Raw genomic sequence first — 22,466 nt, 5'->3', positions numbered from 1 at the left:
CAAATATGAACAAAAACAGATATCCAAAACTAGTAGTAGACCTGAAGAAGCTGCAGCACAATATTGATCGGGTGCTGGTTAACTGCCAGGATCAGGGCGTTGAAGTGGCGGGCGTCATCAAAGGGTGCAGCGGCCTTCCGGAGTGTGCCAAGCTCATGGCACAGGAGGGTTGCCGGTTTATTGCTTCATCTCGGCTGGATCAGATTGAAGCGGTGAGGAACTACGGCGTTCAGGCGGATTTTATGCTGATTCGCGTGCCGATGCTCAGCGAAGCCGCGGATGTGGTTCGTCTGACAGAAATCAGTCTGAATAGCGAAGCCAAAGTGCTGAGAGCTTTAAACCATCAGGCAGGATTGCAAGACAAGCAGCACAAAGTCATTCTTATGGTCGATTTGGGGGATCTGAGAGAAGGCTTTTGGGATAGGGAAGAACTGATGGAAGCGGCTCTCTGCGTGGAAAACAATATGCACAATCTGGAGCTTGCCGGAGTGGGTACCAACCTGGGATGCTATGGAGGGATTGACGCTACCGTGGAAAAGCTTAACGAGCTGGTGGAATGCGCGGAAGCGATCGAGGAGAAGATCGGGCGGGAGCTGGAGTTTGTCGCCGGCGGTTCCACAACGTCTTATCCGCGGGTGCTGGAGAAGAATATGCCAAGAAGGATTAATCTTCTCCGTATCGGAGAAGCGATGCTGCTGGCAAGGGATCTGCAGGATTTCTGGGGCTGTGACATGAGCGATATGCATCGGGATGTTTTTACCCTCCAGGCGGAAGTCATTGAGGCCAGAGAAAAGCCGACCTATCCTGTGGGCAAGATCATGTACGACGCGTTTGAGCGCAAGCCTGAATTTGAGGATCGGGGAATTCGCAAGAGAGCGCTGATTGCTCTGGGAAGAGCGGACTTTGCCTTTCCGGATATGTTGATCCCACGGGATAAACATATTCAGATTCTGGGAGCTTCCAGCGACCATACGATCCTGGATGTGCAGGATTGCCAGAGGGAATATAAGGTGGGCGATATCATTGAATTTGATTTGTGCTATTCTACCATTGTGTACGTGACAAATTCGCCAAATGTGGATATTGTCTATGTATAATGCGGGAAACCCTTTCTATCGTATAAACAAAGGTTGTCGCGGAGATGCAAAAAAAATTGCACCTCCGCTTTTTTCATGTTACCATAGTAAGGGGAGGTGCGACAGATGAAAGCAAAGGACTATCGGCAGGTTCTGCAGGAGCTGGGCAATATTATGGACGAAGCGGTCCATATTGTTGACGCGACAGGGAAGACCATTCTTTATAACGAAAAAATGGCGGGGCTGGAAATGACCAATCGGGAGGACATCCTCGGAAAGCCCTTTCGAGAAGTTTTTTCCTCGATTCCCCCTCAGGAAAGTACGTTGTACCGGGCTCTCAAAGAAAATCAGGCGACCATTAACAAGCAGCAGACCTATCGGAACCGCTATGGAAAGGAAATTACAACCGTAAACTCTACCATTCCGGTAGAGGAGGACGGACAGGTAATCGCGGCCATTGAAGTCAGCAGAGATATTACAGAAATTAAAAGCTTGAGCAATACAATTTTAGATCTGCAAAAGGAGACGCTTCCCGTTCAAAAACCCAAAAAACCACAGATAAAGCGGTATCAGTTCGATGATATTATCGGGGAAAATAAAACCTTCAAAGAAGTGGTAACCCTGGGAAAAAAGGCGGCAAGGACGGACGCTTCCGTCTTTATCTATGGAGAAACAGGAACCGGGAAAGAGCTGTTTGCGCAGAGCATTCATTTCGCGGGGGCAAGAAGGGACAATCCATTCCTCGCTCAGAACTGCGCGGCCCTTCCGGAGAGTTTGTTGGAAGGCATTCTTTTCGGAACGGAAAAAGGAGGGTTCACCGGAGCGGTAGACCGGCCGGGGCTTTTTGAACAGGCCAGCGGAGGAACTCTGCTGCTGGATGAAATCAGCGCTATGCCCTATGAATTGCAGAGCAAACTGCTGCGGGTTCTTCAGGAAGACTACATCCGCCGGGTAGGAGGGAGCCGGGATATTCCGGTAGATGTAAGGATCATCGCTACCGTTAATGAACCGCCACTGAAGCTTATCGAAAAAGGCCTTCTGAGAAAGGATTTGTATTATCGGCTGAATGTTGTCAACATTACAATTCCGCCTCTGAGAGAGCGACTGGACGACATTCCTCTTCTCTGTGACGCTTTTCTGGAAAAACATAATAAAAAATACGGCAAGGAAGTATGGATGCTGTCAGAGGGAGCGCTGAAAATACTGAAAAATTACACCTATCCGGGAAATGTGCGAGAATTGGAAAACATCATTATGTCCGCCGTGTCTCTGACGGACCGGGAGCATGTTCTGACGGAAAAGCTGCTTCATTTGCCGGATGTGGAACAGGAAAAGAAAGGGTCCGCCGCCGGATATGACCCGTCGGCGCAGTCACTGGACGAATATCTGCGTATCTGCGAGGAACAGATCCTGAGAAGGTGCATGGCGGAAAATGAAGGAAACATTTCCGCGGCGGCGCGGCAGCTGGGTATCAAACGACAGACTCTGCAGCACAAACTGAAGAAATATAAGATCTGAGGTTCGTAACAAAACAAAATTTTTTCGATTTGTTTCTAATTTTTCAATGGTTCCAGAGGACAAGAAAGCAAACTTCGCCCTTGAAAAGGGAAGTGATTGTTTTTTGCCTTCTGGAACCTAGTCTTTTTTGGAAACAAATACGTTTTTTTTCTTTTTGTTTCCAAACCCTCAAAGGCAGGCTCAAAAAAAGAATTACATGCAAAAATATTTGCATAAAAACTGCCAATATTTTTGCGAATTGGCGAAAAGAAATCGGAACTTTAAATCGGATTTTCCAGGAGAACCCGCCAGATTTTAATATCTTCCGATGAAACCAGGTAAAAAACAGTAAATGGCACAGAACTTGCGATATATTTGGGCAAAATAAAAAAGAATAATCAGCTCAGAAAAACGGATAAAGAAGAGGAAAAGGAGAGAGGAAACATGGAAAATGTAAAAGTAATTTTATGGGGACTGGGCGCCATGGGCGGCGGAATCGGAAAAATGATCACAAAGAAAAAAGGCGTGGATATCGTAGGGGCGATTGATATCGGCGACAAGCTGGGAAAGAGCCTTTATGACGTTGTGCCGGGCATGGAACGGGGCGACAGAGAAGACGTGATTGTGGGAACGGCGGAAGAAGTAATCAAGCCGAAAGCCGCGGACATCGTCGTTGTCTGCACTGACTCTTTCACCAGCAAGGTGTTCGACAAATTAAAACTGGTCATGGAAAACAAAATGAACGTAATCACTTCCGCGGAAGAAATGGCCTTTCCGCAGGCCCAGGAGCCGGAGCTTGCGAAAAAGCTGGATGAAATCGCCAAAGCAAACGGCGTTTCCGTTCTGGGAACCGGCGTAAATCCGGGACTGATTATGGACCTGCTGGTCATTCTCTGGACCGGAGCCTGCGAAAGAGTGGATCACATCGTATCCAGAAGAGTCAACAGCCTGTCTCCTTTCGGCCCCGCGGTTATGGAAGAACAGGGAATCGGCATTTCCGTGGACGAATTCAACACGAGGAAAGCGGACGGAAGCCTGGCGGGCCACGTTGGGTTTGCCGAATCCATCGGTATGATTACAAAGGCGCTGGGCTGGAAACTGGATAAATTCGAACAGGATATGGATCCGATTGTAACCGATGTGGATCGGAAATCCCCTTACGGATTCGCCGCCGCGGGAAGCGTGGCGGGGATCGCTATGAAAGGCTATGGTTATGTGGACGGCGAAAGGAAAATCGAAATGGATCATCCGCAGCAGATCGAGCCGGAGCAGGTGGGCGTCCACACCGGCGACTATGTGGAAATCCAGGGGATCCCTCCTGTAAATATGTCCAATACGCCGGAAATCGAAGGCGGGATCGGAACTATGGCTATGATTCTCAATACCATTCCTCATGTCATCAACGCCAGACCGGGGCTTCAGACCATGATCGACATTCCGGTGCCGAGAGCCATCATGGGCGATATGCGGGATCTGATCTGTGAAGAAGCGAAGATTGTAAAGTAGGAGGAAACTATGGCAAAGAAAGGCGACTGGGTGAGAATCCATAAAATTATACTAAAAGCGGAGGAGCGGACCGGAAAGCTTCCCGAGGATACGCAGAAGGTTCCTCTGGAAATGTGGACAAAGGGCTACCTGCTGGCGGACGCGGAAATCGGAGATGAAGTGGAGATCGAATCTGTAAACGGCAGGCATGAAACCGGAACCCTAATCGAAGTAAATCCTTACTACACACACAATTTCGGAACCTGCGTGCCGGAGCTTCTGGCCATTGACAAGCAGGTGAGAAGAATCGTATTTGGGGGTGAGAAATAATGGCGAAGCTGCCTCAGGATTATGACAGCGTAATGGCAAGAAAGCAGGAGGTTATGAAAGCCGCTATCGGGATCGACTATTCCCGGTTTGAGTCCGGTTCCATGGCCTTTGACTACGAAAGAATGATGCGGGAAACCGGATATTCTCTGGAAGAGATGCAGAAGATTCAGAGAAGCGTAAACGTCGGAGACACGCCGATATTAGAACTGAAAAACCTGACCGCCCTGGCAAGAGCCTGCGCTCCGGAAGGCAAGGGGGCGCGGATTTTCATTAAGGACGAAGCGGCGAATCCGTCCGGAAGCTTTAAAGCCAGAAGAGCGGCCAATGCGGTCTACCACGCGAAAAAGCTGGGATATAAAGGCGTTATCGCCGCTACTTCCGGCAATTACGGCGCCGCGGTCGCTTCCCAGGCGGCCATCGCCGGACTGGAATGTATCATCGTCCAGGAATGTTATGACTCCAAAGGCGTAGGACAGCCGGAGATCATTGAAAAGGCGAGAAAATGCGAGGCTCTGGGAGCGGAGGTTGTTCAGCTGACCGTGGGACCGGAACTGTTCTATAAGTTTATCCTGCTGTTGGAAGAAACCGGCTACTTTAATGCTTCTCTCTATACGCCTTTTGGCATCGCCGGTGTGGAAACCCTGGGATATGAAATTTCCATGCAGTTTAGGGAAAAGTACGGAAAAGATCCGGACGCGGTAGTCTGCACCAACGCGGGCGGCGGCAACCTGACCGGAACCGCCAGGGGACTGATCAAAGCCGGAGCGGTGGATACGACGGTTATCGGAGCGTCCATCGATCTTTCCGGGCTTCATATGGCTTCCGATAAAGCCTTTAACTTGAAGTCCTGTACAACGGGACACACAGGCTTCGGCGTGCCTTACGCGGTAGACCCGGATCATTCCGATGTGCCCAGATCCGCGGCAAGACCGCTCCGCTACATGGATCGGTACGTAACCATTACCCAGGGGGATGTCTTTTATATCACCGAATGTCTGGCAACCCTGGAAGGGCTGGAAAAGGGACCGGCAGGAAACACATCCCTGGCGGCGGCGTTCTCCATCGCCCAGGAAATGCCCCGGGACGCGATGATCGTAGTTCAGGAAACGGAATATACCGGAGCCGGAAAGCACGTGCAGCCTCAGCTTTCCTTTGCCAGAGAAAACGGCATCGAGGTTCGCCTTGGCGATCCCAGGGATGAGGTGCCCGGAAAGAGCGTTATTATTCCCGAACATCCATCCCTGATTAAGGCAAAGGATATGGATCTGGATCGTCAGAAACGTTCTCTCATCCGGGGCAACTTAAGAAAATATACCATGGACCCGACGGAAGAAGATTACAAATTCCTCGCCGAAGAGACAAAGAAAGATGTGGAATGGGTAAAACTGGCGGTTGCGGAGATAAAAGCGAAGATGTAGGAGAAGGAGAAAAAGGATGAAAAGACAAGACGATTTTGAACAGCGCAGAAAGCACATCGCGAATCTGAGCGATAAAGAATTATACGACCGCTTCTGGGAACTGACCGCCCAAGTGGTCGATCCCCTGCTGGAGCTGGGAAGAAAGAATACGACGCCATCCGTAGAGCGGGCGGTGCTTTTGAGAATGGGAATTTCCTCCCTGGATACACAGAAAATTGTGGAAGGCTGCATGGACAGAGGTCTGATGGGACATGGCGCCGGTCATGTTGTATACAAGCTGTCCAAAGCGAGAAATATTTCCATCAAAGAAGCCGGGGCTCTGCTGGCAAAGGGTGAAGGCTGGGATGAAGTTTCGGCGATGTTCAAGAAGGGAGGCAAATAGGAATGGCAGATTTTAAACTTAAACCCAATGAAAAACTGGACGTAAGAGAGATCCTGAAGGATCTGGATAAATACGAACCGAGAAGAAGGGGCTGGACCTGGAGAAAGCATGTCGACAATCTGAAAATGGGACCATTTGAGTACCATGACTGTTCCGAACCTTTGAAAAACGGCGTAGGACTTCCTCCCGCCAAATACTTCGGCGACATCGATCCTCAGCCGGACGCGGTCATTACAACGGAAATCGCTTCCGGAAGATTTGAGGACGATATCCGCAGAATGCGGATGGCGGCGTGGCATGGAGCGGATCATATTATGGTAATCCGCCATATGGGGCAGTCCCATATTGACGGTCTGATGGAAGGAACGCCTCAGGGAATCGGCGGCGTGCCGATTACCAGAAAACAGGTGCGCGCTCAGAGAAAAGCTCTGGACATTATCGAAGATGAAGTCGGCCGTCCTATTAACTATCACTCCTATGTTTCCGGCGTGGCAGGCCCGGATATTGCCGTAATGTTCGCGGAAGAAGGAATCAACGGCGCCCATCAGGACCCTCAGTACAACGTGCTGTATCGGGACATCAACTGCGTGCGTTCCTTTGTAGACGCCTGCGAGTCCAAGAAGATTATGGAGTGGGCGGATATTCTGCAGATTGACGGCGCCCACAACGCTAACGCCACAGCCAGAGAAGCCTGGAAGGTTATGCCGGAGCTGATCGTGCAGCACGCCATCAACGCTCTGTTCTCGGAAAAGGTCGGAATCAAGCCGGAAAATATCAGTCTTTCCACCGTGCCTCCATCCGCTACGCCGGCGCCGTGTGTATACATGGATCTGCCTTACGCGGTAGCGCTGCGGGACATCTGCGACCGCTATAAGATGAGGGCTCAGGAAAATACCAAATATATCTGTTCCTCCGCCAGAGAAGCCACGGTCAGCCATGTGCTGAACATGCTGATCTCCAAGCTGACCAGGGCGGACATCCAGTCCACCATCACGCCGGATGAAGGAAGAAACGTGCCATGGCACATTTACAATATTGAGGCCTGTGACAACGCCAAGCAGACTCTGGTGGGACTGGACGGCCTGATGGAAATGGTGGAACTGAAAAAGGACGGCTATCTGAGAGAAAAAGCCAGAGAAATCAAAGAGCGGGCGTGCCTGTTTATGGAAGAAATCGTGGAAGTCGGCGGCTACTTCCAGGCGGTGCAGGAAGGTTTCTTCGTGGATTCGGCGGAATACCCGGCGAGAAACGGTGACGGAATCGCCAGACAGATTGAAGGCGGCGTGGGCTACGGTTATATCTTTGAAAGAGAAGACGATTACATGGCGCCGGTAACCGCTCACTTCGGATACAACAACGTGGAGCAGTACGGCGGCGATCCGGAAAATCCGTCCGCTCTTATCGGCGGCTGTACCTTTGAGGACCGCAGCAAGATCGTCTACATTGACGAACTGGATCCGGAAGACTGTGTGGACGTCCGCCTGGAAAAGGTGAAGAAATATCTGGACGGCGAAGCCATCAAGCCGGAAATGGAATGGTGCGCGGACGGAACCATCATGATTACCATGTGCGTGCCGACCCATGTGCGGGCGGCGGAAGCTGTGGCTCTGGAAATCGGCAAGAAGCTGGGGCTGGAAGATCCGGAAGTCATCAGCAAGGAAATCATGCAGGAGGCGGAAGGCACCCGGATTGAGATGAAGGGCAAGCTGACCTTTGACGTGGATCCGAATCACCTGGAAATCCCGCCGGAGCCTCATCATCTGAGCGATGAAGTGCTGTATAAGGAATTCAGCGATCACCCGATGAAGGTGGTCTGCGGAACCGTAGGCGAGGATGAACATTCGGTAGGACTGCGGGAAATCATCAACATCAAGCACGGCGGCATTGAAAAGTGGGGCGTAAAGGTAACCTATCTGGGCACCTCCGTACCGGTGGAAAAACTGGTGGATGCGGCGGTAGAGCTGAACGCGGACGCGATTTTAGCTTCCACCATCATCTCCCATGACAACGTGCATTACAAGAATATGAAACGGATTAACGATCTGGCAATCGAAAAAGGCATCCGGGATAAGGTGATCATCGCCGCGGGCGGTACTCAGGTTGTTCCGGAAGAGGCCAGAAAGACAGGAATTGATCAGGGCTTCGGACGGGACTCCCACGGAATCGACGTGGCGACCTTCCTGGCAGAAGAAGCCATGAGAAGAAGAGGCGAGCTGTAGTCAGAGCGAATGGACTGTGAAGGGCAGGCAGAATCGGGCCGGATGAGGGGGGAATGGGCCGGGGAACCTGCCCGTCTCTGCTATTTTGGAAATTTTTTCAAAAAGTGATTGTAAAAAAATGTAAAAACGTGTATCATAGAAACAAAGAAAGCGTTTGGACACGTTTTTTCGTAAAGTGGATATTTATTCTTTGAAAAAAGCTTCAAAACAGTGGAAAAATCCTGTTTTTTCTGGTTGCCCCTTAGCAAGTGGGGCGTGGGGAAGCCAAAAAACGTGTCCAAATACCGTTAATTTTTGATTTTGGACATTTTTGGAGGGAAAATGGGATACGCGGATGAATATTTATTGAATTTGTTAAATGAATATAAAACAATGGAGGAGAAGCAGCAGAAGGAGCTGAATTCTCTGCCTGCAGGCAAGCTGGTAATCCGGAAGGAAAAGGGAAAAATGAATTTTGTCCACTATCTGACGGAAAAGGAAAGCGGGGCAGGAAAGATTCGCAGGGGGATTACCAAGCAGCCGGAAATGATCCGGGCGCTGGCAAGAAAGCAATACCTGCAGGAGTCTCTTTCCCTCCTTCAGAAAAATATTCCGGCGCTGGAATCTCTGCTCAAAAAACATCTGGAGCCAACCCCGGATAATCTTCTGAAGAAATTGCCAAAGTCCTGGCAGCAGCTTCCCGCCGGGCTGTTTTCAGAGGAATGGCAGGAGGCCAGAGACTGGGCCGCGGCGGAATTCGAACAGGATAAAAGCCGTCCGGAAGAAAAATGCCATGTAACTGCCGGAGGGCTGAGAGTACGTTCCAAATCCGAAGTGGTCATCGCGGAAAAGCTGGAAGCCTATCAGGTCCCCTTCCGTTATGAGCAGGTGCTGTACATTGAAAACCGGCGATTTAGTCCGGACTTTACCATTTTCCACCGGGGAGAGCTGTTTTACTGGGAACACTGCGGACTGGTGGGAAATCCCCGGTACATGAAGCATCACAAATGGAAGCTGGATATGTATGAGCGGGCGGGAATTGTTCCCTGGAAAAATTTGATCGTTACCTATGACGATGAAACAGGAAATCTGGACTCACGGATGATAGAAGCGGAGATCCGAAATCGGCTGCTGTAGAAGCGGCAAAACAAATTCAAAAATGAAGGAGGGTATCAGGCAAGGCAGACCCTGCCTGTACGACAGACAGAAATGAAAATTGATGTGCTGGTAGCCGAAATCGGCTCGACAACCACCGTTGTAAACGCGTTTAAAGATATTGACACCGAACATCCTGTTTTCTGGGCCCAGGGACAGGCGCCAACTTCCGTGCTGGAGGGTGATGTGCGGATCGGCCTGCAGGGAGCCATCACGGATCTTTGTAAAAAGAAGGGCATCGAATCTCTGGAGTATGATGAAATGCTGGCAACATCCTCTGCCGCCGGGGGCCTGAAGATGACCGTTCACGGGCTCGCCTACGATATGACGGCGCGGGCGGCGAAAGAAGCGGCGCTGGGCGCGGGGGGCATCATTCATTATATTACTGCGGGAAAGCTTCGGCGCACGGATCTGGCGAAAATAAAAGAAATCCATCCCAATCTCATCCTCATCGCCGGCGGCGTGGATTACGGAGAACGGGACACGGCCATTGACAACGCGGAAAAAATACGGAGCCTGGGTTTAAAGGTTCCGGTGATCTACGCGGGAAACTGCGAAAATCAGGAAGAAATGAAACTGATTTTCGACGAGGAAAGCGGGCAGAAATTATATAATGTAGAAAACGTATATCCCAAGATTGACGAGCTCAATGTAGAACCCTGCCGGAAGGTCATTCAGGAAGCTTTTGAAGAGCATATTACCGGCGCGCCGGGCATGGAGCATGTACGGGATATGGTAAACGGTCCGATTATTCCCACGCCGGGAGCGGTTATGGAATGTACGAAGCTGCTGTATGAATGTATCGGCGATCTGGTAGTGCTGGATGTGGGCGGCGCGACGACGGACGTTCATTCTGTGGCTACGGAGTCGGATCAAGTCGCGCGGATTATGACGGCTCCCGAACCAAAGGCCAAGCGGACAGTTGAAGGGGATCTGGGGGTCTATGTCAACCGAATGAAGGTTATCGAGTCCATGGGGGAAGAAAAGCTACGGGAAAAATGCGAAAAGGCCGGAATTGATCCGGATAAAGCTCTGGAAAGCTATGTGGCCATTCCCAAAAACGATGAGGAGCGCAAGCTGGTGGAAATTCTCACCGAAGAGGCGGTCATGAAAGCTATGGAACGTCATGCCGGACAGATCCGGTATGTTTACGGACCTTCCGGCCGCAGCAGCGTGGCAGAGGGAAAAGACCTGACCCAGGTGAAATATATCGTAGGAACCGGAGGCGCGCTGACGAGGCTCCCCCACAGAGTGGAGATTATGAAAAAAATCGCCGGGCACGATGAAACGGGGATGCGGCTGTTCCCTACAAGCCATGCGGAAATTTTGGTGGATAACGACTATATTATGGCTTCTCTGGGTGTGCTTTCGAAAAAACACAGAGAAGGCGCGAAAAAACTGCTGGAACAGAGCCTGGGGATTTCCTTCCCAGAGAAGAGAGTCGGCTTGGAGCGGCAGCTGGCAGAGAACGGTGAAAAAAGTCAGGGCAAAAATGAAGAGGGAATGCCGGCTGTCTTTGCCCAGCTGAAGGAAGAGCTGGCGGAAAAGGACGCGAAAAGGGAAGAACTGATTCGCCATATTGAGGAGTGCGAAGCGGAAGGCTATGACATGACGGTCTACCGAGAAGATTTAGGTCTGTCACTTCCGGAAAAAAAGCCGGAGACCTGTGATCGCAACTGCGGAGCCTGCGGGAGAACAAGCTGCAGGCAAAGAAAACGCTGACAGAGGTTAAATGGGAACAGGAGGAACAAAGGGCAATGTATCCGAGACTTACGATAAACTTACAGAAACTCAAAAACAATCTGGACGCGGTAGCGGAAATTACGAAGAAGCAGGGCGGATGCTCCCTGATGATCGTAACAAAAGCCCTCTGCGCGGATCCGGAAATGATCGATCTGGTGAGCCGTCATCCGGCCGTGGATTTTATGGCGGATTCCCGGACGCGGAATCTGAAAACCTACGCCGGGAAAGCGAAAGAAAGAGGAAAGCAGACCGTCCTGCTGCGGATTCCTATGGAATGCGAGTTAAAAGAGACCGTCGCGTTTGCCGATATCAGTTTTAACTCCGAGCCGGAGACCCTGAAGCTTCTCAATGAGGAAGCGGGGCGTCAGGAGAAAACGCATAAGGTTGTGCTGATGATCGATCTGGGGGATCTGAGAGAGGGAATTTTCTATCAGAACGAAACGGAAATCTTCGCGGCGGCAGAACTGGTTTTAAAGCTGGAACACTTGGAGCTTTACGGCATCGCCGTCAACCTGACCTGCTACGGCGCGATTATTCCCAAGCATGATAACTTATCCCTGCTGTGCCAGTGGGCGGAAAAAATCGAGAACAAATTCGGCATTCGCCTGCAGATGATCTCCGGCGGCAACTCCAGTTCTATTTATCTGATCGAAAGGGGCGAACTTCCGGAAAAAATCAATAACCTGCGGCTGGGAGAATCCTTCCTTTTGGGGAATGACACCGCCTATGGAACGAAGCTTCCCGGAACCACAGACGACGCGTTGATTCTGGAAGCGCAGATCGTGGAGCTGAAAGAAAAACCGTCCCTCCCGGTGGGTGAAGTAGGGGTGGACGCCTTCGGGCAAAAGCCCCATTATGAAGACCGGGGCATTATCAAACGGGCCATTATCGCAATCGGCAGACAGGATACCGATCCGGACAGCATGGAACCTCTGGATAAGGGCGTTGATATTCTCGGCGCCAGTTCAGACCACATGATCCTCGATGTGACAAAGTCAGAAATTCCTTATAAAGTGGGAGACATCGTTTCCTTCAAACTGGGTTACGGCGGTATGCTGGCCTGCGCCACCAGCCCGTATGTGGAGAAGGGGTATCTGGGTTCTTAAAATTTGATGAAAAACCTCCCCAACCTCTTGTCAAACAAAATCGAAACTCGTAGAATATAAAATATGGGTAATAGAGATCACGCAAAATCAAAAAAAACAGGGGCAAGAGCAGGGCGAACCCGTCAGGGACAGAGACGATCTCCGTCCCGCCGGACGACGCAGAAGGCGAGAGAAGAGCGGCGCAGGAAACGGATGCTGATTCTGATGGCGATCCTTTTTTTCCTGCTGCTGGTGCTGGTTCTCCGTTCCTGCGTGATGGGAGTGGACGTATCCAGTCTGAACTATCCGTCCTATGTACAGCAGGACTTTATCGAGGAGGACGGTCATGCCAGAACCGGTCGGGAAATGAAGCGGGTAAACGATATTGTCATCCATTATGTCGCCAATCCGGGAAGCACGGCGGAGGGAAACCGGGATTATTTTGATTCTGCTCAGTCTTATGTGAGCGCTCATTTTGTGGTGGGCCTGGAAGGAGAAGTGATTCAGTGCGTTCCGCTGGATGAACAGTCTTCCGCTTCCAATGACCGCAACCCGGACACCATTTCCATTGAAGTCTGCCATCCGGACAGCAGCGGGAAGTTCAACGATAAGACTTATGGCGCGCTGGTAAAGCTGACCGCCTGGCTCTGCGATGAATTCCATCTGGATGAAAAGGACGTCATCCGCCATTATGATATTACAGGAAAGAACTGTCCGAAATACTTTGTGGAACACCCAAAAGCATGGGAACAGTTTAAAGAAGACGTGAAAAATGAGATGTAGACGATGCGGTTTGACAGAACCGCGTTCTGTCATTTAAGAGATAGATGGTCTGGAAGCGCCGCTGTTTCAATCAGATTCCGCTTTCGGGTGCGGGAAAGCCGCTTGATGGCCGCTTCCCGTTTCAGAGCCGCGGATTTATCCGGTACATATTCGATATAGACAAGGACCGCCGGCCGGCGGCTTTTGGTATATTTGGCGCCGGTTCCGCTGTTATGGGCGGCGAGGCGCTTTTCGATATCGTTGGTCCAGCCGGTATAATAAGAGCCGTCACGGCATTTTAAGATATAAACGCAGGGCTTCTTTTCCATAAAACACTCCTTTCTATTCAGTATCATACAAAAAAACGAAGGAAAATAAAAGTCTTTTATTGACACGGATAAGCAGTCAGGATATGCTAAAAACTAAGGAAAAGAGAGGAAGGGAATTACAGTGAACCTATTAAAGGTAGATACCATCGCGCAGTCGCGCGAAAAACTAAAAGCGGCAGTCGCGGAAAAAAAACAGGCCATTGAATTTGTGAAGCTGGAAGACGCGCTGGGTCGGGTAATCGCTTCGGATCTGGTTTCGCCGGAACCCATTCCCCATTTCAGACGTTCTACCGTAGACGGATACGCGGTGAGGTCATCCGACACCCATGGTGTGACTGACAGTATTCCGGTTTTTCTGGAAATGGTGGAAAAGATCGCTATCGGCACGCCGGCGGTGCGGACCATCGGACCGGGGCAGTGCGCTTATGTTCCTACAGGGGGCATGATTCCGGAAGGGGCCGACGCGGTTGTCATGATCGAATACTGCGAAACTTTCGATGCGGACAGCATTGCTGTTTACGATTCGGTTTCCGCGGGAAGAAATGTAGTGGGCGTTGGAGAAGATATTCGGGAAGAAGCCCTTTTCCTGAAAAAAGGCACGAAAATCCGGCCGCAGGAAATCGGGGTGCTTTCCTCCGCGGGAGTGCATACGGTTCCCGTGTACAAACCTTGGAAAATCACGATTATTTCCACCGGGGACGAGCTGGTTCCCGCGGATCAGAAGCCGGGACCGGGACAGATTCGGGATATTAACACCTATGTTCTGGAAGCCATGAGCGAAAAATACGGATTTGAAGTCGCGGGGAAATATGTGCTGAAGGATAGAAGAGAGCTTCTTGAGGAAGCGGTGAAAAAGGCCATGCAGACCAGCGATCTGGTGGCGGTATCCGGCGGCAGTTCTCAGGGAGAAAAAGACCATACCGCAAGTGTCTTAGATCAGCTGGGCGATCCGGGCGTTTTCACCCACGGAATCGCGCTGAAGCCGGGAAAACCGACGATTCTGGGCTATGACAAACCGTCGGAAACGATTCTCATGGGGCTTCCGGGTCATCCGGCCGCGGCCATGATGGTATTTGAGCTCCTGGCAGTATGGCTTTACCGCAGCGAGACCTGTCAGCAGGCGCCGAAGAACACCGTCGCGAAGATGGCGGTCAATGTAGCCGGGGCGCCGGGAAGGGCGACCTGCCTTCTGGTGGAACTGAAGGACGGCCCGGACGGATATATAGCGGAACCGATTCTGGGAAAATCCGGTCTGATGACGACTTTGTCCAGAGCCCATGGGTATACGATGATTGAAGTGAACAAGGAAGGACTGAAAGCAGGGGAGCCGGTTCAGGTTGTTCTGCTGTAACAGAGGTGAACGATGGCAAAAAGGAATCTTTATTTAGATACAAAACCGGTTGAGGAAGCGGCGGAGTTATATTTAAACGCCCTGCGCCCGGTAGTAACGATTCAGTACGAAACCATTCCGGTGACAGAATCGCTGAACCGGGTGACCCGTCATGCGACTTACGCGAAATATTCATCGCCCCTTTTTAACGCGTCGGCGATGGATGGAATTGCGGTGATTTCTGAGCGGACAGTGGCGGCGACCGAAGTCGCGCCCGTAACGCTGAAGGAAAAAGAAGATTATATTGTAGTGGATACCGGAGATCCGATCCACCCTCCCTATGACGCGGTTATTATGGCGGAGGATCTGGTGGAGACGAAAGACGGCGTGCAGATTACGGCGTCGGCGGCTCCCTGGCAGCATGTCCGCCCTATTGGCGAGGATATTGTCGCCGGCGAAATGATTCTGCCCAGCAGGCATAAGATCCGGCCTATTGACGTAGGGGTTTTGCTTTCCGCGGGGATCACGCGGATCGAAGTGGTGAAACGGCCGAGAGCGGCTATCTTTCCCACCGGGACAGAGATTATTGAACCGGAAGACACGCCGCGGGAAGGGAGCATCATTGAATCCAATTCCCGGATGTTTGAAAATATGGTGATCGAAGCGGGCGGGGAAGCCAGAAGATTTCCGCCGATTATCGATGATTATGAACAGATTCGAGACAACATCGCCAAAGCGGTCAGCGAATACGACATGGTAATCGTCAACGCCGGCTCCAGCGCGGGAACCGAGGATTATACGGTTCACGTCCTGCGGGAACTGGGGGAAGTCATTGTCCACGGCGTCGCCATCAAGCCGGGAAAACCGGTGATTCTGGCGGTTGTGGAAGGCAAGCCGGTTATCGGACTTCCGGGGTATCCGGTTTCCGCTTACATTGGGTTTGAAAATTTTGTGCTGCCGGTACTGGCTATGATGGGGCAGACGGCGCTGAAGAAAAACGAAGTGGTGACGGCATCTGTTTCCAAGCGGCTGGTTTCCAGTCTCCGCCACAAGGAATATGTGCGGGTGAAAGTCGGAAAAGTAGGGGATAAGATGGTCGCTGCTCCCCTGGCCAGAGGGGCGGGAGCAGCTATGTCTCTAGTCCGCGCCGACGGATTCTGCGTGATTGAGCAGCACAGCGAAGGTGTGGAAGCCGGCGAGCCGGTGCAGGTGGAGCTGTACCGTGACAAGGCGGAAGTTGAGAATACCGTAGTGATAATCGGAAGCCACGATCTGATTCTGGATGTGGCAGCGGATATGATGCCGAACCTGCATCCGGGAATGTTCGTGTCCAGTACCCATGTGGGAAGTATGGGCGGCCTGATGGCACTTAAGCGAAAGGAAGCCCACCTGGCGCCGATTCATCTTCTGGATGAGGAAACCGGCGAATACAACCTTTCCTATATCCGCAGGCTCTTTGGCAGCGGAAAGATAGCGCTGATTAAAGGTGTGGGAAGAACCCAGGGGATTCTGGTCAAAAAAGGAAACCCTCTTGGAATCAAAGGGATTGAAGACCTGCCGGGATGCCGCTATGTCAATCGCCAGAGAGGCGCCGGCACTCGTGTGCTGTTTGACTACAAGCTGAAGCAGCTGGGGATCGCGCCGGAACAGATTAACGGATATGAACGGGAAGCGGCGACGCACATGGCAGTCGCTGCGGCCGTCGGAAGCGATGGAGCTGACGCGGGCATGGGAATTCTGTCCGCGGCAAAAGCCATGGATCTGGACTTTATTCCGGTGGGGCCGGAGGAATACGATTTCGCCGTGCCGCTGGAATATCTGGAACTTCCCCATATCAAAGCCTTTATTGAAATTCTGAAGATGGACGAGTTCTACAAACGCCTGGACGAACTGGGCGGCTACACTTATGAAAGGGCCGGCGAGCGGATTCTGAACATCTGATTCGGCCTTTGGCGGAGCAAAGAATGAGAGATAATTATAATCGAGAAATTACTTATATGCGTGTTTCCGTGACCGAGCTGTGTAATCTGCGGTGCCGCTACTGTATGCCGGAAGAGGGAGTCGCCAAACGGGCCCATGAGGAAATGATGACCGCTGAGGAAACCATTATGGCTGTTTCCGCGGCAGCCCGTCTGGGAATCCGCAAAATCCGCGTCACAGGCGGAGAACCTCTTGTAAAGCGGGGAATTGTGAAGCTGTGCGGCGCGATTTCCGCGATTCCGGGAATCGAAGAGGTCTGCATGACGACAAACGGAACCCTGTTGCCTCAGTTCGCGCGGGAATTAAAAGAGGCGGGAGTTTCCCGGCTCAATATCAGCCTGGATACATTGAATCCGGAAAAATACCGTTACATTACAAGACGGGGAGAGCTGGAAGAAGCTCTTGCGGGAATCCGGGCGGCGGAAGAGGCCGGATTTTCCAAAATCAAGATCAATAATGTTCTGATGGGCGGTTTTAACGATGATGAAATCACGGATTTTGTAAACCTGACCAGGGAAAAGCCCATTGAAGTGCGGTTTATTGAGCTGATGCCCATTGGCGGTGGAATCGGCTTTGACCGGGCGGGCTTTGTAAGCTACGAAACGGTTCTGGAAAAAGTGCCGGAACTGGTTTCCCTGGAGCGGGAAGAAGGAGTAGCAAGCCTTTATCAGCTGCCCGGAGCGGCGGGAAGAGTCGGTTTGATTCGACCCATCAGCTGTGAATTTTGTGAAGGGTGCAATAAGATCCGGTTGACCGCGGATGGAAAACTAAAACCATGCCTTCATTCTTCGGAGGAAATTTCTCTGAAGGGTATGGATGAGGAGCAGATGGAACGGACCCTGCGGGCGGCGATTCTGGATAAGCCTCAGAAGCGGGAAACACTCAGCGCGGACAGCCCGAGCAGAGCGGGCAGGGATATGAACCAGATAGGAGGATAATATGGCGGATTTTTCACATTTTAACGAGGACGGCCGCGCCAGAATGGTGGACGTAGGCGGAAAGGATGTGACAAAGCGGACCGCGGTTGCTGTGGGCAGAGTTCTTGTCAATCGGGAATGCTTTGATCTGATAAAAAGCGGCGGTATGAAAAAAGGGGATGTTCTGGGAACGGCTCAGATCGCCGGGATCATGGGAGCGAAGAAAACCTCCGAAGTGATTCCCATGTGCCACCCGATTATGATCAACGGCGCGAATATCACCTTTCATCTGAATGAAGAAGATCTGGCCGTTGAAATCCAAAGCGAGGTAAAGTGCAGCGGCGTGACCGGCGTGGAAATGGAAGCGCTGACAGCGGTTTCTATCGCGGCCCTTACAGTCTATGATATGTGTAAGGCGGTTCAGAAGGATATGGTCATCGATCAGATTCATCTGGTGAGCAAGAGCGGCGGAAAAAGCGGCGATTTTGTATGGAGGGAAAGGAAATGAACTATACAGCGGCAGTCATTACCATGAGCGATAAAGGCGCGAGAGGCGAACGGGTGGATACCAGCGGCCCCGCGGTGCAGGAAATTCTGAAGGAAAACGGCTGGGAAGTGGTTTACACCAACATCATTCCCGACGATTTCGAGACGATAAAGTCCGAACTGATCAAATGCGCGGATGAACTGGACGTCTGTCTGGTTATGACCACCGGCGGTACCGGTTTTTCCAAACGGGACGTGACTCCGGAAGCGACTCACGCGGTGGCGGACCGGGAGGTGCGCGGAATTCCGGAAGCCATGCGGGCGGAAAGTATGCGGATTACGCCTATGGGGATGCTGTCCCGGGCAGAAGCGGGGCTGCGGGGCGGCACGCTGATTGTCAATCTGCCGGGAAGCGAAAAGGCGGCCAGAGAGTGTCTGACCGCGGTTATCAAGCCGATCCGACACGGGATCGATGTGCTGAGAGGCGAATCCCACGACTGCGCGGAGATTCATAAAAAGGAGGGACACCATCATCATGGCTAAAGTAAAAGACGTATGTATCAGCGAAAAAAAAGGAGAGCAGAAGCATCCCGTTGACGAGGTGCTGCTGAAAGTGGATCACGGCATTGTCGGTGACGCTCACGCGGGAAACTGGCACAGACAGGTCAGTCTGCTGGCGGCGGAAAGCGTCGCCAAAGTCCAGAAAGCCCTGAACTTTGAGCTGAAAAGCGGAGATTTCGCTGAAAATATACTGACAGAGGGAATTGAACTGTTCACTCTGCCTATCGGTACAAAGCTGCAGATTGGCGAGGCAGTAGGGGAAGTGACCCAGATCGGAAAAGAATGCCATCAGGGATGCGCTATCCGCGAACTCGCGGGAGACTGCGTGATGCCGAGAGAAGGCATTTTTGTAAAAGTCCTCAAAGAGGGGAAAGTCAAGGCAGGAGATGAAATAAAAGTCATCGCGTAAATAGGAAAAGGCCGCGGAATTCGCGGTCTTTTCGCATGTTGGTAACAAATCGGAAATTTCCGCATTTGTTACTAAATTTTCAAGGCGTTGCGGCCATGAATCGGCGGGCTGACCCCAGCCGCGGGGGAAAAGTAGGAACAAGCCCTCTGGAACGCTGTAATTTTTATAAACAAACGGGAAATATTGAGAAATGTTGATAAATTGCCTTCTGAAACACAGAAAAAAGAGTTGCGCGAAAAAGAAATAAAAGGTATAATTTCAATAAATTTACAATTATTGGGAGGCGAGGATGTTTCAACAAAACCAATTAATGGATTTGCTCCATAAAGAGCGGCTGCGAACGGAATCATTGCTGGAGCGACTGGAGCAGAGAAAAAAGCAGCTCCCTCAGGGAAGTCTGGTATATAAAAACGGATCCTATTACAGGGCAGTTACAGAAAAGGGAAAACGAATGCAGCTGATTATTCCGAAAGACTTTCCCGATTACGATGAATTCATCGGAGATTTAAAAGAGGCACGTTATATTAGTAAGGCGATTCCGCTGCTGAGAAAAAACGCCGCCTGCTGCAGACAAGCGGAGCAGCGGTTGCGAATCTACGATCCTTATCAGGTTCGGGCGGAACTTCCGGATTATTACCGGGATTTTGATCCGCGGCGTTTACTCCTTGAAGGCGATTTATCGCCGGAACAATGGGACTCGCAGAATTATGAGCAAAACACGATTTTTCCGGAAGAACGGAGGTGCTTTTCAGAAGGTGGGGTCGCTGTCCGTTCAAAAGCGGAAGCGGAAATTGCGACAAAGCTGGAGCAGTATGGACTGACATTCCGTTATGAGCCAATTCTGTGCTTGGAAAACTACAGAGTTTCACCGGATTTTGAGATTCTTCACCCAGTAGAGAGACGGATTCTGATCTGGGAACATTTTGGAAAAATGGATGATCCGGGATATGCGGCAGAGGCGATGAAAAAACTAAACCGCTATGCCCGAAACGGGTATCGGTTAGGGGACAACCTGATTATGACCTGGGAGACAAAGCATATGCCTCTCAGCTTTTCCCATATTAATTGGACGATACGACACTATTTTGGAATGGAGGAATAATGGAAAGCAGAAAGAAGGTTAGAAACAAATCGAAAATTTTCGTAGTTGTTACTAAAATTTCAAGGCTTTCCGGCCATGAATCGGCGGGCTGAACCCAGCCGCAAGGGAAAAGTAGGAACAAGCCCTCTGGAACGCTGTAATTTTTATAAACAAACGGGAAATTTCGCAAAATGTTGATAAAAATTGCTGGAGATTACAAAAAGAGGGCGAAACCCAGCGGCTCCGCCCTCAGAGAATCCTTATGGAACCGGTCGATTAGACTGTCAGTTCCTGATAATCGCTGAAATCCGGGAAATCAATTTTCAGATCCGTATTGATTCCAAGATATTCCATAGAAATCTGATATGTTACATCCATTGCTTCCTCGCCGGAACCGGAGGACATTGCGCAATCCATATCAATGGTTTTCACCATACCATCTTCCCCGGCGACTACAACCACATCCATTTTGTTAAACTTCAGAGCTTCCGTGGCACCTGCCATTCCCTGTACATTTCCGGCATTTTTTTCTAAATAATCCAAGGCTTTGTTTCCGTCCATTTTTATATTGTAAACAGTATCGGACCCATCCTCGCTCATGGTTATATCCGAAATCATATCTTCGCTGATATCCAGGAGCTGGCTGGTGTCCATATTCATGGCGGCCGCGATCTCATTGGAAGCGTCCATCTTGAATTTCTGCCCCATCATATCCATATAGACAATTTGATCCTGCATATACATCGTCCCTTTTAAACCGGACTCCAGACCGGGCATTGTCATATTGTAGTTCATTTCCATTTCAATATCGGATTTACTTTTTAAAATTTCTTTTCCGGTACCCGACATTTTCATCGTTACCTCATCATCCTCGCCGGCAGCGTCCGTTGTCATATCCATGGCCATCTTAAATTCCGCGTCGCGGACATCCTCCATGTTCTTCTGAACTTCCGTGAAAGCCTCAAACGCGTTCTGTGAGCTATCCTGGGAATTGTCTCCTCCACATGCGGCAACTGCCAGGGCCGTCATAATAACCAGTAAGACGCACAATATTTTTCTTCTCATACTCATCACCTGATCCTTTCCTTCTTTTTGTCAATGAATGAATGTGGATTTATTATATTACAGAAAAAGGAAATCTGCAAGCGGCGATTTATCAAACATCTAACAAAAGACCGCGAAAACGTGACTTTCTTTACACTGTTTTAACATAATTAACCGAAATCTAACGATTTTCTTAAAATAGGTTTAACAGAAAACGGTTAAACTAAGCATGTAAAAACGAGAGAGAAAAAAATAAAAAATTATAAAGAAAGAAGGACAAAAAACATGAAAAAGAAAATTTTAACAGGTTTGATTGCGGCAGGTGTACTGGTTGCGTCGCTGGGGCTGGCCGGCTGTGGCGGAAACAGCGACAGCGGAAGCGGCGACAGCGGAAGCGCGGCAAGCGGCAGTGTAGTAATCGCGGGTTCCACATCAGTACAGCCTCTTTCCGAAGCAATGTCGGAAGTGTACATGGAAGAAAATCCGGATGTGACTGTTGAAGTACAGGGCGGCGGTTCCGGACAGGGAATTAAATCCATCGAAGATGGAATCGCGGATATCGGTTCTCTGTCAAGAGAAGTCGGTGAAGACGAAAAAGGTTCCATTTCGGAAGAGTATGTAATTGCGAAAGATGGCGTAGCGGTTATCGTAAACGCGGATGTAAATGTTGACGACCTGAGCCTGGAACAGATTAAAGGAATTTACACCGGCGAAATCACAAACTGGAGCGAAGTTGGCGGAGATGACGCGGAAATCACTGTTGTCTCCAGAGAAGAAGGGTCCGGAACAAGAGGAGCGTTCACTGAGATTACAGGCGTTACCGTTGATGATGTAGACAATACGACAAAAGACGCTCTGGTACAGCCTTCCACAGGGGCGGTAAAAGAAACGGTTTCCACAACTCCGAACTCCATCGGTTATGTATCCCTGGGTTCCCTGGACGACAGTGTGAAAGTACTGACTGTAGAGGGCGTGGAAGCGACTTCGGAAAACGTAGTATCCGGTGACTATAAAATTCAGAGACCGTTTGTATACGTAGTAGGCTCTGAAGTGTCCGAAACAGCGCAGGCATTCATTGACTTCGCTATGAGCGATGAAGGTCAGAAGATTGTTGAAGAAAATGATTTTATCCCTGTTAACTAAATAGAGTGCAGCAAAAAATGAATCAGAAAAGTTGACGAAAAGAAGGGCATAGAAC

At 50.6% G+C, this 22,466-nt stretch carries 21 protein-coding genes; 19 read left to right on the top strand and 2 right to left on the bottom strand.

Annotated elements, in window-relative coordinates:
• Positions 1–5: 5 nt before the first annotated feature.
• The 11 genes from H9L42_RS08910 (at position 6) to H9L42_RS08860 (ending at position 13,152) form a co-directional block, all read left to right on the top strand.
• Entirely contained in the window at positions 6–1,097 is a 1,092-nt protein-coding gene (locus H9L42_RS08910; RefSeq protein ID WP_187303053.1) for an alanine/ornithine racemase family PLP-dependent enzyme, read from the top strand.
• A 105-nt stretch (positions 1,098–1,202) separates the two neighbouring features.
• Positions 1,203–2,594, top strand: coding sequence for a sigma-54 interaction domain-containing protein (locus H9L42_RS08905; RefSeq protein ID WP_187303052.1), 1,392 nt, complete (start codon positions 1,203–1,205; stop codon positions 2,592–2,594).
• A 423-nt stretch (positions 2,595–3,017) separates the two neighbouring features.
• Positions 3,018–4,079 (top strand): 2,4-diaminopentanoate dehydrogenase, encoded by a 1,062-nt coding sequence (ord, locus tag H9L42_RS08900; protein WP_187303051.1) that lies wholly within the window; start codon positions 3,018–3,020, stop codon positions 4,077–4,079.
• A 9-nt stretch (positions 4,080–4,088) separates the two neighbouring features.
• Positions 4,089–4,388, top strand: coding sequence for a 2-amino-4-oxopentanoate thiolase subunit OrtA (ortA, locus tag H9L42_RS08895; protein ID WP_187303050.1), 300 nt, complete (start codon positions 4,089–4,091; stop codon positions 4,386–4,388).
• On the top strand, positions 4,388–5,806 hold the full coding sequence (ortB, locus tag H9L42_RS08890; protein WP_207734953.1) for a 2-amino-4-oxopentanoate thiolase subunit OrtB: 1,419 nt from the start codon (positions 4,388–4,390) through the stop codon (positions 5,804–5,806). Before ortA ends, ortB begins: the two co-directional genes overlap by 1 nt.
• Positions 5,807–5,822: 16 nt before the next feature.
• Complete coding sequence (locus tag H9L42_RS08885; protein ID WP_187303049.1) at positions 5,823–6,188, top strand: ornithine aminomutase subunit alpha; 366 nt, start codon at positions 5,823–5,825, stop codon at positions 6,186–6,188.
• Positions 6,189–6,190: 2 nt separating this feature from the next.
• On the top strand, positions 6,191–8,407 hold the full coding sequence (oraE, locus tag H9L42_RS08880) for a D-ornithine 4,5-aminomutase subunit OraE (RefSeq protein ID WP_187303048.1): 2,217 nt from the start codon (positions 6,191–6,193) through the stop codon (positions 8,405–8,407).
• Positions 8,408–8,728: 321 nt separating this feature from the next.
• Complete coding sequence (locus tag H9L42_RS08875) at positions 8,729–9,523, top strand: PDDEXK family nuclease (protein WP_187303047.1); 795 nt, start codon at positions 8,729–8,731, stop codon at positions 9,521–9,523.
• A 72-nt stretch (positions 9,524–9,595) separates the two neighbouring features.
• On the top strand, positions 9,596–11,263 hold the full coding sequence (locus H9L42_RS08870) for a GlmL-related ornithine degradation protein (RefSeq protein ID WP_187303046.1): 1,668 nt from the start codon (positions 9,596–9,598) through the stop codon (positions 11,261–11,263).
• Positions 11,264–11,298: 35 nt separating this feature from the next.
• Positions 11,299–12,390, top strand: coding sequence for an ornithine racemase Orr (orr, locus tag H9L42_RS08865; RefSeq protein ID WP_187303045.1), 1,092 nt, complete (start codon positions 11,299–11,301; stop codon positions 12,388–12,390).
• Between the two features lie 63 nt (positions 12,391–12,453).
• The gene (locus H9L42_RS08860) at positions 12,454–13,152 is read left to right on the top strand and encodes a peptidoglycan recognition protein family protein (RefSeq protein WP_187303044.1); all 699 of its coding nucleotides are present in this window, start codon (positions 12,454–12,456) and stop codon (positions 13,150–13,152) included.
• 29 nt (positions 13,153–13,181) lie between these two features.
• Here the strand turns inward: H9L42_RS08860 and H9L42_RS08855 are convergent, their stop codons facing one another.
• Positions 13,182–13,460: a GIY-YIG nuclease family protein gene (locus H9L42_RS08855; RefSeq protein WP_187303043.1), complete on the bottom strand. Its 279-nt coding sequence runs from the start codon at positions 13,458–13,460 to the stop codon at positions 13,182–13,184.
• Between the two features lie 121 nt (positions 13,461–13,581).
• Between H9L42_RS08855 and H9L42_RS08850 the strand changes: the two genes are divergently transcribed.
• The 7 genes from H9L42_RS08850 to H9L42_RS08820 all read left to right on the top strand — a co-directional run bounded on the left by H9L42_RS08850 (position 13,582) and on the right by H9L42_RS08820 (position 20,245).
• Complete coding sequence (locus H9L42_RS08850; protein WP_187303042.1) at positions 13,582–14,811, top strand: molybdopterin-binding protein; 1,230 nt, start codon at positions 13,582–13,584, stop codon at positions 14,809–14,811.
• Positions 14,812–14,823: 12 nt separating this feature from the next.
• Positions 14,824–16,731 carry a molybdopterin biosynthesis protein gene (locus H9L42_RS08845; protein WP_187303041.1) on the top strand — a complete coding sequence of 636 codons (1,908 nt, stop codon included), beginning with the start codon at positions 14,824–14,826 and terminating at the stop codon, positions 16,729–16,731.
• A gap of 23 nt (positions 16,732–16,754) precedes the next feature.
• Entirely contained in the window at positions 16,755–17,708 is a 954-nt protein-coding gene (gene moaA / locus H9L42_RS08840) for a GTP 3',8-cyclase MoaA (RefSeq protein WP_187303040.1), read from the top strand.
• 1 nt (position 17,709) lies between these two features.
• Positions 17,710–18,195: a cyclic pyranopterin monophosphate synthase MoaC gene (moaC, locus tag H9L42_RS08835; RefSeq protein ID WP_187303039.1), complete on the top strand. Its 486-nt coding sequence runs from the start codon at positions 17,710–17,712 to the stop codon at positions 18,193–18,195.
• Positions 18,192–18,716, top strand: coding sequence for a MogA/MoaB family molybdenum cofactor biosynthesis protein (locus tag H9L42_RS08830; protein WP_187303038.1), 525 nt, complete (start codon positions 18,192–18,194; stop codon positions 18,714–18,716). The genes moaC and H9L42_RS08830 overlap by 4 nt, the downstream gene beginning before the upstream one ends.
• On the top strand, positions 18,709–19,143 hold the full coding sequence (locus H9L42_RS08825; protein ID WP_187303037.1) for an MOSC domain-containing protein: 435 nt from the start codon (positions 18,709–18,711) through the stop codon (positions 19,141–19,143). The genes H9L42_RS08830 and H9L42_RS08825 overlap by 8 nt, the downstream gene beginning before the upstream one ends.
• 289 nt (positions 19,144–19,432) lie before the next feature.
• Positions 19,433–20,245, top strand: a complete 813-nt coding sequence (locus H9L42_RS08820; protein ID WP_187303036.1) for a hypothetical protein — start codon at positions 19,433–19,435, stop codon at positions 20,243–20,245.
• Between the two features lie 255 nt (positions 20,246–20,500).
• Here H9L42_RS08820 and H9L42_RS08815 read toward each other — a convergent pair whose 3' ends face one another.
• Entirely contained in the window at positions 20,501–21,295 is a 795-nt protein-coding gene (locus tag H9L42_RS08815) for a DUF6612 family protein (RefSeq protein WP_187303035.1), read from the bottom strand.
• A 258-nt stretch (positions 21,296–21,553) separates the two neighbouring features.
• Between H9L42_RS08815 and H9L42_RS08810 the strand changes: the two genes are divergently transcribed.
• Positions 21,554–22,411, top strand: a complete 858-nt coding sequence (locus tag H9L42_RS08810) for a phosphate ABC transporter substrate-binding protein (RefSeq protein WP_187303034.1) — start codon at positions 21,554–21,556, stop codon at positions 22,409–22,411.
• Positions 22,412–22,466 lie beyond the last annotated feature (55 nt).

It is taken from the genome of Zhenpiania hominis (assembly GCF_014333425.1).
Taxonomy (GTDB): domain Bacteria; phylum Bacillota; class Clostridia; order Peptostreptococcales; family Anaerovoracaceae; genus Hominibacterium; species Hominibacterium hominis.
Note: the sequence above shows the minus strand (reverse complement) of the source record. Positions and strands in the feature narration are given on the sequence as shown.

Excerpts from the sequence above, each read along its gene's own strand:
- H9L42_RS08905 (WP_187303052.1), top strand. The coding sequence starts at position 1,203 with ATGAAAGCAAAGGACTATCGGCAGGTTCTGCAGGAGCTGGGCAATATT.
- H9L42_RS08910 (WP_187303053.1), top strand. The coding sequence starts at position 6 with ATGAACAAAAACAGATATCCAAAACTAGTAGTAGACCTGAAGAAGCTG.
- H9L42_RS08885 (WP_187303049.1), top strand. The coding sequence starts at position 5,823 with ATGAAAAGACAAGACGATTTTGAACAGCGCAGAAAGCACATCGCGAAT.
- oraE (WP_187303048.1), top strand. The coding sequence starts at position 6,191 with ATGGCAGATTTTAAACTTAAACCCAATGAAAAACTGGACGTAAGAGAG.
- H9L42_RS08845 (WP_187303041.1), top strand. The coding sequence starts at position 14,824 with ATGGCAAAAAGGAATCTTTATTTAGATACAAAACCGGTTGAGGAAGCG.
- H9L42_RS08860 (WP_187303044.1), top strand. The coding sequence starts at position 12,454 with ATGGGTAATAGAGATCACGCAAAATCAAAAAAAACAGGGGCAAGAGCA.
- H9L42_RS08820 (WP_187303036.1), top strand. The coding sequence starts at position 19,433 with ATGTTTCAACAAAACCAATTAATGGATTTGCTCCATAAAGAGCGGCTG.
- H9L42_RS08855 (WP_187303043.1), bottom strand. The coding sequence starts at position 13,460 with ATGGAAAAGAAGCCCTGCGTTTATATCTTAAAATGCCGTGACGGCTCT.
- H9L42_RS08825 (WP_187303037.1), top strand. The coding sequence starts at position 18,709 with ATGGCTAAAGTAAAAGACGTATGTATCAGCGAAAAAAAAGGAGAGCAG.
- H9L42_RS08815 (WP_187303035.1), bottom strand. The coding sequence starts at position 21,295 with ATGAGTATGAGAAGAAAAATATTGTGCGTCTTACTGGTTATTATGACG.
- ortB (WP_207734953.1), top strand. The coding sequence starts at position 4,388 with ATGGCGAAGCTGCCTCAGGATTATGACAGCGTAATGGCAAGAAAGCAG.
- ortA (WP_187303050.1), top strand. The coding sequence starts at position 4,089 with ATGGCAAAGAAAGGCGACTGGGTGAGAATCCATAAAATTATACTAAAA.
- moaC (WP_187303039.1), top strand. The coding sequence starts at position 17,710 with ATGGCGGATTTTTCACATTTTAACGAGGACGGCCGCGCCAGAATGGTG.
- orr (WP_187303045.1), top strand. The coding sequence starts at position 11,299 with ATGTATCCGAGACTTACGATAAACTTACAGAAACTCAAAAACAATCTG.
- H9L42_RS08810 (WP_187303034.1), top strand. The coding sequence starts at position 21,554 with ATGAAAAAGAAAATTTTAACAGGTTTGATTGCGGCAGGTGTACTGGTT.
- H9L42_RS08875 (WP_187303047.1), top strand. The coding sequence starts at position 8,729 with ATGGGATACGCGGATGAATATTTATTGAATTTGTTAAATGAATATAAA.
- moaA (WP_187303040.1), top strand. The coding sequence starts at position 16,755 with ATGAGAGATAATTATAATCGAGAAATTACTTATATGCGTGTTTCCGTG.
- ord (WP_187303051.1), top strand. The coding sequence starts at position 3,018 with ATGGAAAATGTAAAAGTAATTTTATGGGGACTGGGCGCCATGGGCGGC.
- H9L42_RS08830 (WP_187303038.1), top strand. The coding sequence starts at position 18,192 with ATGAACTATACAGCGGCAGTCATTACCATGAGCGATAAAGGCGCGAGA.
- H9L42_RS08870 (WP_187303046.1), top strand. The coding sequence starts at position 9,596 with ATGAAAATTGATGTGCTGGTAGCCGAAATCGGCTCGACAACCACCGTT.